The 8,690-nt window shown below is 73.0% G+C and carries 10 protein-coding genes; 2 read left to right on the forward strand and 8 right to left on the reverse strand.

Translation table 11 applies throughout. The features are described 5' to 3' along the window. Window positions 1–453 (reverse strand): TIGR03086 family metal-binding protein (locus EAD98_RS29540; protein ID WP_121657237.1); only part of this gene is annotated, 453 nt, incomplete at its 3' end. A 31-nt stretch (window positions 454–484) separates the two neighbouring features. Here EAD98_RS29540 and EAD98_RS29545 point away from each other — a divergent pair. After that, window positions 485–1,330, forward strand: coding sequence for an AraC family transcriptional regulator (locus tag EAD98_RS29545; RefSeq protein ID WP_121657231.1), 846 nt, complete (start codon window positions 485–487; stop codon window positions 1,328–1,330). 29 nt (window positions 1,331–1,359) lie between these two features. Here the strand turns inward: EAD98_RS29545 and EAD98_RS29550 are convergent, their stop codons facing one another. From EAD98_RS29550 to EAD98_RS29575, 6 genes are read right to left on the reverse strand one after another with little or no spacing between them, the layout of a single operon-like run. Beyond that, window positions 1,360–2,898 carry a SpoIIE family protein phosphatase gene (locus tag EAD98_RS29550; RefSeq protein ID WP_121657238.1) on the reverse strand — a complete coding sequence of 513 codons (1,539 nt, stop codon included), beginning with the start codon at window positions 2,896–2,898 and terminating at the stop codon, window positions 1,360–1,362. Window positions 2,899–2,900: 2 nt separating this feature from the next. Then, a complete protein-coding gene (locus EAD98_RS29555; protein ID WP_121657232.1) occupies window positions 2,901–4,262 on the reverse strand; it encodes a sensor histidine kinase in 1,362 nt (453 codons plus the stop codon). Next, complete coding sequence (locus EAD98_RS29560) at window positions 4,259–5,272, reverse strand: SpoIIE family protein phosphatase (protein WP_121657239.1); 1,014 nt, start codon at window positions 5,270–5,272, stop codon at window positions 4,259–4,261. Before EAD98_RS29560 ends, EAD98_RS29555 begins: the two co-directional genes overlap by 4 nt. Then, the gene (locus tag EAD98_RS29565; RefSeq protein WP_121657233.1) at window positions 5,269–5,688 is read right to left on the reverse strand and encodes an ATP-binding protein; all 420 of its coding nucleotides are present in this window, start codon (window positions 5,686–5,688) and stop codon (window positions 5,269–5,271) included. Before EAD98_RS29565 ends, EAD98_RS29560 begins: the two co-directional genes overlap by 4 nt. Next, complete coding sequence (locus EAD98_RS29570; protein ID WP_121657234.1) at window positions 5,685–6,095, reverse strand: STAS domain-containing protein; 411 nt, start codon at window positions 6,093–6,095, stop codon at window positions 5,685–5,687. Before EAD98_RS29570 ends, EAD98_RS29565 begins: the two co-directional genes overlap by 4 nt. Next, window positions 6,095–6,955 (reverse strand): STAS domain-containing protein, encoded by an 861-nt coding sequence (locus EAD98_RS29575; RefSeq protein WP_121657235.1) that lies wholly within the window; start codon window positions 6,953–6,955, stop codon window positions 6,095–6,097. The genes EAD98_RS29570 and EAD98_RS29575 overlap by 1 nt, the downstream gene beginning before the upstream one ends. 165 nt (window positions 6,956–7,120) lie before the next feature. Between EAD98_RS29575 and EAD98_RS29580 the strand changes: the two genes are divergently transcribed. Next, entirely contained in the window at window positions 7,121–7,477 is a 357-nt protein-coding gene (locus EAD98_RS29580; protein WP_121657236.1) for an STAS domain-containing protein, read from the forward strand. Window positions 7,478–7,490: 13 nt separating this feature from the next. Here the strand turns inward: EAD98_RS29580 and EAD98_RS29585 are convergent, their stop codons facing one another. Next, on the reverse strand, window positions 7,491–8,642 hold the full coding sequence (locus EAD98_RS29585) for an MFS transporter (RefSeq protein WP_121657240.1): 1,152 nt from the start codon (window positions 8,640–8,642) through the stop codon (window positions 7,491–7,493). Between the last annotated feature and the right edge of the window lie 48 nt (window positions 8,643–8,690).

Below are 8,690 nucleotides of genomic sequence, written 5' to 3' on the forward strand. Positions count from 1 at the left end.
GCCCAACTGCTCGACCAGGCCGTGCAGCTCGGCCACCGCCTCGGGGGCCGGCTCGTACGCCTGGCCGGTGGCGACGGCGAGGTCCCAGCCGTGCACGGTCAGGTCCAGCAGCGCCATGCCGCCGACGACGGTCTGCGGCATGCCCATGCCGGGCGAGACGCCCTCCAGGGTGGACGGGTCTGACCAGGCGTCGATCAGTCGACGGGTCTCCGTCTCGAACCGGTCCCGCCAGTCGTCGGTCAGGTGGTCGGGCTTCGCGGACCATTCCACCGGCCGCTTCACGGCCAGCTCCTGGAAGTTCACCACCACCTCGAACAGATGGTTGAGCAGATCCCGAACGACGTAGTCGCGGCACGGCGTGGGCAGGTCGAGCTGGTCGTCGGCGATGCCGCGCACCACGTCGACGGTTCGCGGCGCGGCAGCCGCCAGCAGATCGCTAGTCTGAGTGGCCATAGGGCCAGCGTATGAGGATGGTCTTGAAGAAATGCGACAGCGACCGCGTGGCGACAGCCGGGGCATCCTCGACCCTGGGCGGTTGCTGCGCGAGGTGCGTTTTCGTCGGCACCTGCCGGCGGAGTCGCTACGCCCCTGGGTCGAGCACTACTGGCTGATCGACTGGGCGTTGAGCACGCCGTTCGAGCAGCGGATCGTGCCGCACCCGGCGGTGAACGTGGTGTTCCGGCGCGACGGCGACAGCACCGAAGACGGCCACGGCACCGGCACCCGCACCGGCACCGGCACCGGGCCGGAGACCGGCGAGGTGGCCGGGGTGGGCCGCACCCTGTTCCGGATCACGCTCACCGGCACCGGCCGGGTCTGTGGCGTCCAGTTCCGGCCCGGTGGCTTCCACCCGTTCTGGCGGCGGTCGGTCGCCGAGCTGACCGGCCGCCGGCTGCCACTGCCCGCCGGCCGGCTGGCCCCGCCCGACGGTCCGGTGTGCGCGGGCACCGACGACGAGCGCCGCCGCGCACTGGACGCCCTGCTCATCGGCTGGGCGCCCGAGCCGGACCCGGCGGTCGAGGAGGCCGTCCGGCTGGCCGAGGCGATCCGGACGGACCGGACGGTGCTGCGGGTCGACCACTTCGCCGAGCGCCACGATCTCCCGGTCCGCCGGCTGCAACGGCTGTTCACCGAGTACGTGGGGGTCGGCCCGAAGTGGGTGATCCGCCGTTACCGCCTCCAGGAGGCCGTCGAGCAGGCCGCCGGCGGTCCACTGAACTGGGCGGGCCTCGCCGCCGACCTCGGCTACAGCGACCAGGCCCACCTGGTCCGTGACTTCACGGCCGTCGCGGGCGTGTCACCCGCCGCGTACGCGCGCTCGGTCCATTAAGTGGTCGGCGGGGCCGGACCGACGCCGGTTCAGTGGCGGCGCAGCACGATCACGGCCACGTCGTCCTGGATCTCCGGTGGGGCCAGCTCCACCAACAGCCGCGTGCAGAACCGCTCCAGGTCGGCGTCCACCGTCCTGGACACCGCGGCGAGTGCGGACAGCCCCTCGTCGATGGTGGCGTCCCGCCGCTCGATCAGCCCGTCGGTGTAGAACACCAGCGTGGCCCCGGCCGGCAGCACGAACTCCAGATCGGCCGGACGGGGCGCGCGGACGCCGAGCAGCGGGGCCGAGTGCTGCACGAACTCGACCTTGCCGTCCAGGCTGAGCACCGGCGGCAGGTGACCGGCGCTGGCCAGCCGGACCCGCCCGGACGGCGGGTGCAGCAGCAGCACACAGAGGGTGGCCAGCTCGTCCGGCAGCAGGGTCCGCATCAGCTCGTTGACCCGGTGCAGGATCTCGCCGGGCTGGTGCCCCTCGACCGCGTACGCCCGCACCGCGTGCCGCAGCTCGGCCATGACCGTCGCCGCGTGCAGCGAGTGGCCGGCCACGTCGCCGATCGCCAGCAGCAGGTGCCCGTCGAGCATCACCAGCTCGTAGAAGTCACCGCCCACCTCGGTCTGGGCGCTGGCCGGCTCGTAGCGCACCGCGAGGTCCAGACCGGCCACGTCGGGCAGCCGCCGTGGGAGCAGGCTGCGCTGAAGGGTCACCGCGATCCGGTGCTCCTCGTCGAACGAGCGCTGCGCCTCCACCGCCGCCGCCACCGCCTGGGCGAGCTGCACCAGCACCGGGGTCCGGGCGGTCTGGGTGGCGGTCGGGACCACCACGTACAGCGGGGCCCGGTCCTCGCGTAGCCGGGCGGCGGCCACGGTCACCGAGTCGTTCGCCGGCCAGTCGAGCAACCCCCAGTTCGCCGGCGCGTCCACCCGGACCGTGGAGCCGGTGGGCACCCCGGTGTCGTCGACGATCCACGGCACCACGGTGGCCTCGGCGCCGGGCCCGACGCAGATCCCGGCGAGGCAGTCACCGTCGAACGTCTCGGCGATCACCGCCGCCGGGCTCTTGAAGATCTGCGCGGCGCCCGCCGCGGCAGCCTCCAGCAGCCGCGTGAAGGTCGGCGCGGCGTGCACCGCCACCGTTGTGTCGGCCAGACCGAGCAGCCGCTCGGCGAGCAGTTCGGCGCGCTGCCGGGCCCGGTAGTAGCGCAGCACCGCCCGGGTGGTGGCGATCAGCTCCTCCGGCTCGATCGGCTCGGTCAGGTAGGCGTCGGCACCCCGGGTCAGGCCCTGGGCGCGGTCGGCGACGTCCACGGCGTGCGCCGACACGTGGATCACCGGCATCGCCGGGTGCGCCGCCTTGATCCGTTCGCAGACCTCGTAGCCGCTCAGGTCGGGCAGCCGGACGTCGAGCACGACCAGGTCGATCCGGTCCACCTCGACCCGCGCCAGCGCCTCGGCGCCGTTCTCCGCCTCCAGCACGGTGAAGCCGGCCCGGGTCAGCCAGCTGACCAGCAGGTAACGCTTTGTACGACTGTCATCGACCACCAGGACGGTCGCCGGCCCGCCGTCCACGGTCACGCTCCGCCCACGGGTAGGGAGACCGTGAAGGCGCTGCCCCGGCCCGGCTCGCTGGTCAACTCCAGCGTCCCGCCGAGCAGCGTCACCAGGCGCCGGGCGTACGGCAGGCCGAGGCCGGTGCCGCCGACCCGGGTCGCGCCGGGCACCTGGTAGAACTCCTCGAAGATCCGGTCGTGCAGCTCCGGGGCGATACCCGGGCCGGTGTCGCTGACCGTGAAGCTCCACCGGTCGGCACGCTGTTCGGCCCGCAGTCGCACCTCGCCCCGCTCGGTGAACTTCAACCCGTTGTGCAGCAGGTTGCGCAGCACCTGACCGAGCAGCACCTCGTCGCTGCGCAGCACGGCCGGAGCGGGCGGCTCCTCGACCACCAGCTCCACCTCCGGCCGGCTGGCCAGCGCGCGCAGCGTGCCGCGCAGCTGGCCGAAGACCGGGCGCAGGTCGACCTCGGCCCAGTCCGGCTCGATCCGGCCGGATTCCGCCTTGGCCAGGTCGAGCAGCTCGTTCACCAGCGTGAGCAGGTCGGTCGCCGAGGAGCGGATCAGGTCGACCTGGCGAGCCTGCTCGACGGTGAGCGGGTCGGAGGCGGAGTCGGAGAGCAGCCGCCCCAACCCGATGATCGCGGTCACCGGGGCGCGCAGCTCATGGCTCACATTGGCCAGGAACCGGCTCTTGGACTCGCTCGCCGCGCGCAGCTGGGCCGACTTCTCGTCCAGCTCGGCGTAGAGGGCGACCACGCCCCGGTTGGTCTCCTCCAGCTCCTCGGTCAGCTGGTTGTAGAGCGCCAGCACTCCCCGGTTGGTCTCGGCCAGCTCCTCGTTCAGCACGGCCAGCTCGTCGCGCTGGCTGCGCACCTCGTCGAGCGCCGAGATCAGCTGCCCGTTCTGCACGGTCAGCTCGTCCAGCGCGCTGGCCGGCGCGGTACGGCCGAGTTCGGCGCGGAACTCGGCGAGCCGCTCCGGGGTCGGCGTCGGCGCGTTGGCCGGGACTCGTCGGGACATCCTCACGACCGTAGCCCCCTGGGCGGTCGACACGCTCAGCGTGTCGACCAGTCGGGACACCGCGCCGGACTGCGGCTCGTACCGGCCGTTCGGCAGCGGGGCCGCCGGAGCCAGGTCGGCGCGGAGGTGGAACCGGCCGTCGGCGCCCGCGTCGACGTGGAAGGAGACGTCCGCTCCCCCGACCGAGCGGAGCAGGTCCCGGGCCACCTCGCTGAGCGCGGTGGCGATCCGGATCTGGTCCTGGTGTTCCAGGCCGACCACCGCGGCCACCTCACGGCCCCGCTGGCGGATCACGAAGATGTCCTGCTCGACCCGCAGCGCCATCTGCAGCAGCGGCTGCGTGGACGGCTCCCCGGTCATGCCCAGGACCTCGCGACCAGCACGCAGGCGTCGTCGCGCCGCACGCCGGCGTCACGCAGCAGGGTCGCCGCCATCACCAGCGGGGATCGCTCGGCCAGGCCCGGGTAGTCGGTCAACCGCCAGCGGTCGACCACTCCGTCGCTGTGCATCACCAGCCGGGCACCCGGGCCGAACGGGTATTCGTACCCCCGGACCGTCGGCCGCTGGTGCCCGGCGATGCCGGGCAGCGACACCAGCCCCCGGCGCTGGCCGTCGCCCTCGATCACCACGCCGGCGATGTTGCCCAGCCCGGCGTAGTGCAGCATTCCGGCCTCCGGCGCCAGCTCGGCGACCGCCAGCGCCGCGCCGCGGGTGTACGACATGGCCCGGTGCAGATGGCTGACGACCGTCGCCGGCGGGCCGGCCGGCGCGTCGCGGAACGCGGTCCGCGCCGCGTCGGTGGCGGCGGCGGCCAGCGGGCCGTGCCCCAGGCCGTCGCTGACCAGCACCTGGTGCCGACCCTCGGCGACCCGGACGGCGTACCCGTCGCCGCTGACCGTCTCACCGGCCAGCGGCCGGGTGAGGGCGCCGGCCCAGGAGGGTTGGGCCGGCTCTGCCGGCCAGACCTGCACGGCGAGGACGGTGCCGCGGCCGGGCAGGGAGTACGCGTCGAACCAGCTGGCCTGCCGGGCGATGGCGCCCAGACCGATGCCGAGCGTGCCGGTGGTGGAGTGCCCGTCCTGGGAGGAGACGCTCAGGTCGGCCATGCCGGGTCCGGCGTCGATGGCCACCAGCTCCACGCCGGCCTGCGCCGCCCGGCGTACCGGCCGGAGCAGCAGGACACCCTCGTCGGCGTGCTTGACCAGGTTGCTGGTCAGCTCCGCGGCCACGATGGCCAGGTCGGCGATGCGCGCCTGGCCCAGCTCCACCTGCTCGCCGAGGCGCTCGGCCGCGCGTCGGACGGCGCTGGCCGTGCTCCCGGCCTCCACCCGGAACCAGATGCCGCTGTCGGTGACCGGGTCCCCGTTCACCGCGACCACTTGGTGACCGTGATGCGGGTGCCGGTCTCCGGGGAGGTCTCGATCTCGAATTCGTCGACCAGGCGCCGGGCGCCGCTGAGACCGAGGCCGAGACCGCCGCCGGTGGTGTAACCGTCGGTGAAGGCCAGGTCGAGGTCGGGGATGCCGGGCCCGGAGTCGGCGAAGACGATGCGTACGCCCCGGCGCCGCCCGTTGTCCACGGTCGCCACCTCCACCGTGCCGCCGCCGCCGTACACCAGGGTGTTGCGGGCCAGCTCGCTCGCCGCGGTGACCACCTTGGTCTGGTCGACCAGGGAGAGCTTGACGGCCACCGCCACGCCACGGACCAGCTGCCGGACGCGCACCACGTCCTCGTCGCTCCGGATCGCCTGCGCCTGCGGGTGGCCCAGGTCGATGCCCGCGGTCACGGCGTGGCCGTCTCGGCGTCCGGATCGTCGTCGAGCTGGTAGTCGAGCTCGTCGGCGCGGGCCGCTGCGATCAGCTCCATGCCGCGCTCCACGTTCAGGGCGGTACGGATGCCGTTCAGCGACAGTCCGAGTTCGACCAGGGTGATGGCGACGGCGGGGCGCATCCCGACCACCACCGTCTCCGCGTCGAGCACCTTCGAGATCGACGCGATGGTGGAGAGCATCCGCCCGACGAAGGAGTCGACGATGTCCAGCGCCGTGATGTCGATGATGACGCCGTGGCAGCCGGTGGCGACGATCCGCTCCGCGAGGTCCTCCTGGAGCGCGACCGCGGTCTGGTCGGACATGTCGAGCTGGATGGAGACGAGCAGGATGTCACCGATCTTGAGGATCGGAACCCGTTCCATCAGACGTCCCGGCGTGGCTGGCGGCGGGCGGTCTCCACCCCGTTGAGCCGCAGCACGTGGCGCAGCGCGTCGGCGAGGCTCGCCTTGGTGGCGATGTCACCGAACTCGATGCCGAGCGCGACGATGGTCTGCGCGATCTGCGGCCGGATGCCGGAGATGATGCAGTCGGCGCCCATCAGGCGGGCGGCCACCACGGTCTTCAGGATGTGCTGGGCGACCTGGGTGTCCACCGCCGGGACGCCGGTGATGTCGATGATCGCGTACGGGGAGCCGGTGTCGACCAGGGTCTGCAGCAGCCGCTCCATGACCACCTGGGCCCGGGCCGAGTCCAGGGTGCCGACCAGCGGGACGGCGACCACGCCCTCCCAGAGCTTGACCACCGGCGTGGAGAGCTCGAGCAGCTGCTCGGCCTGGTCGGCGATCAGGCTCTCCCGGGTGCGGACAAAGCTCTCGAAGGTGAACAGCCCCATCTCGTCGATCAGACGGGAGAAGGCGATGTAGTCGCGCAGCGCGTTGTCGCCGCCGGCCTCCTCCACGAGCCCGGCCAGCACGTCCTTGAGCGCGAAGACGCTGATCGCGGTCTCGGTGGCGGAGAAGCCCTGTCGGGCCCGGCCGCGGGACAGGTCGGAGAGGACGGCGCGCAGTTCGGCGGCGCTCTCGGCGGACAGGTCGATCGCGCCGTGCTCGCCGGTGGCGACGATGGCGCTGTGCAGATCCTGGACCTGCCGGCGCAGCTCGGCCTGACTCAACCGGCCGCGCAACGAACCGGCGACGATCTCGGTCCACCGCTGCGTGACCCGCTCGGCGTGACCGCCGAGCAGCGCGGCGAGCCGACCACTTTCCTCGGCGCTCAACGCCATTGCGAAACCCCCCTCGACCTGGACCGGGCGGACTCTATCACCGGGGGCTGCTGCACTACTTGCCCCGTAGCAACGGAATGATGATGGCCACCGGATCCCGGCTCCCGTTCTGCGTGTGACCCCCGTCGTGGGATACCGTTCCCCCGATAACAGGAGGTCTGGCGAATGTCCTTGACGGTGCACACGGAACAACGCGGCGACGTGGTCGTCGTGTCGGTCGCGGGCGAGCTGGACATGGCCACCGCGCCGCAGTTGCAGGACCAGATCACCGACCTGCTCGACAAGGGCCGCAACCGGCTGGTCTTCGATCTGGCGGAGGTCTCGTTCTGTGACTCGACCGGCCTGTCGGTCTTCGTCCGCGCCAAGAACAGCTGCGACGAGGCCGGCGGCGTGGTGCGGCTGGCCGCCCCGCAGCGGGGGGTGCTGCGCATCCTGGAGGTGAGCGGCCTCGTCGAGGTGCTGCACACCTACCCGACGGTGGATCAGGCCGTCGCCGGCGAACCGACGCCGGCCTCCTCCTGACCGCTGCCGCTCCTCACTCGTCCTCGACGTAGCGGGGACGGGCGATCGCCATGCCCGCCGCCGTCTGCACGGCGAGCGCGACCAGCAGGAATCCGATCGGCGCGGTCCAGCCGCCGGTGACCTCGTAGAGGATGCCGACCAGCATCGGGCCGAGGGCGGCGATCACGTACCCGGTGCTCTGCGCGAACGCGGAGAGCGCGACGGTGCCCTCGGCGGTCCGCGCGCGCAGGCCGATGGTGGTCAGGATCATCGGGAACGCGCCCTGGCCGATCGCCAGCAGGATCACCCAGAGCAGGGCGGCGCCGTGCGGGGCCAGCGCCAGCCCGAGGTACGCCAGGGCCGACGCGGTGGTCAGCCCGAGCACCAGCGGGCGCAGCGTCGCCAGGCGGCCGGCCACGGTGGGCATCAGCAGCGCGATCGGCACGCCGAGCGCGGTCACCCCGGCGAGCAGCAGCCCCGCCGACTCGGGCTGGTAGCCGGCGTCCCGGAACAGTTGGGCCAGCCAGCCCATGATCGCGTACCCGCTCAGCGACTGGGCGCCGAAGTAGAGGGCCATCGCCCAGCCCAGGCGCGTGCGCGCCGGCCGGACCCGCGCCGCCGGGGCCACGGCCACCGTCGGGTTCGCCCGCCGCGCGGCCGCCCGGGTTCGCAGTGCCAGCGGCACCCACGGGAGTACGGCCACCGCCGCCATCGCGGCCCAGATGCCGAGCCCGGCCCGCCAGGATCCGAAGGCGTGCGCGATCGGCACCGCGGTGGCCGCGGCCACCGTCGTGCCCGCGGTCAGTGCCATCGTGTACGCCCCGGTGACCAGGCCGGTGCGGTGCGGGAAGTGCTGCTTGACCAGCATCGGCAGCAGAATGTTCGCGACCGCGATGCCGGCCAGCGCCAACGCGCTGGTGAGCAGGAAGATCCAGGCCGAGTCGGTGGCGACCCGGAGCACCTGCCCGGCGACGAGGGCGAGCATGGCGACCACCAGGATCCGGGCCGGCGCCACCCGACGGACCAGCCACGGGGTGAGCGCGCCGAGACCGGCGAACGCGATGGTCGGCAGGGTGGTGACCAGACCGGCGGTGGTTCCGGAGAGCCCCAGCCCGTCGCGGACCTCGTCGAGCAGGGCGCCGAGACTGGTCACCGCGGCGCGCAGGTTGAGCGCCACCAGCAGCATCCCGACCAGCACGAGCGCGCCGCCGGTCGCCGGGCAGGTGCTCCGGGT

The organism is Micromonospora sp. CV4, from assembly GCF_003667455.1.
Classification (GTDB): domain Bacteria; phylum Actinomycetota; class Actinomycetes; order Mycobacteriales; family Micromonosporaceae; genus Micromonospora.

Excerpts from the sequence above, each read along its gene's own strand:
- EAD98_RS29545 (WP_121657231.1), top strand. The coding sequence starts at position 485 with ATGCGACAGCGACCGCGTGGCGACAGCCGGGGCATCCTCGACCCTGGG.
- EAD98_RS29580 (WP_121657236.1), top strand. The coding sequence starts at position 7,121 with ATGTCCTTGACGGTGCACACGGAACAACGCGGCGACGTGGTCGTCGTG.
- EAD98_RS29555 (WP_121657232.1), bottom strand. The coding sequence starts at position 4,262 with ATGACCGGGGAGCCGTCCACGCAGCCGCTGCTGCAGATGGCGCTGCGG.
- EAD98_RS29570 (WP_121657234.1), bottom strand. The coding sequence starts at position 6,095 with ATGGAACGGGTTCCGATCCTCAAGATCGGTGACATCCTGCTCGTCTCC.
- EAD98_RS29585 (WP_121657240.1), bottom strand. The coding sequence starts at position 8,642 with ATGCTGCTGGTGGCGCTCAACCTGCGCGCCGCGGTGACCAGTCTCGGC.
- EAD98_RS29575 (WP_121657235.1), bottom strand. The coding sequence starts at position 6,955 with ATGGCGTTGAGCGCCGAGGAAAGTGGTCGGCTCGCCGCGCTGCTCGGC.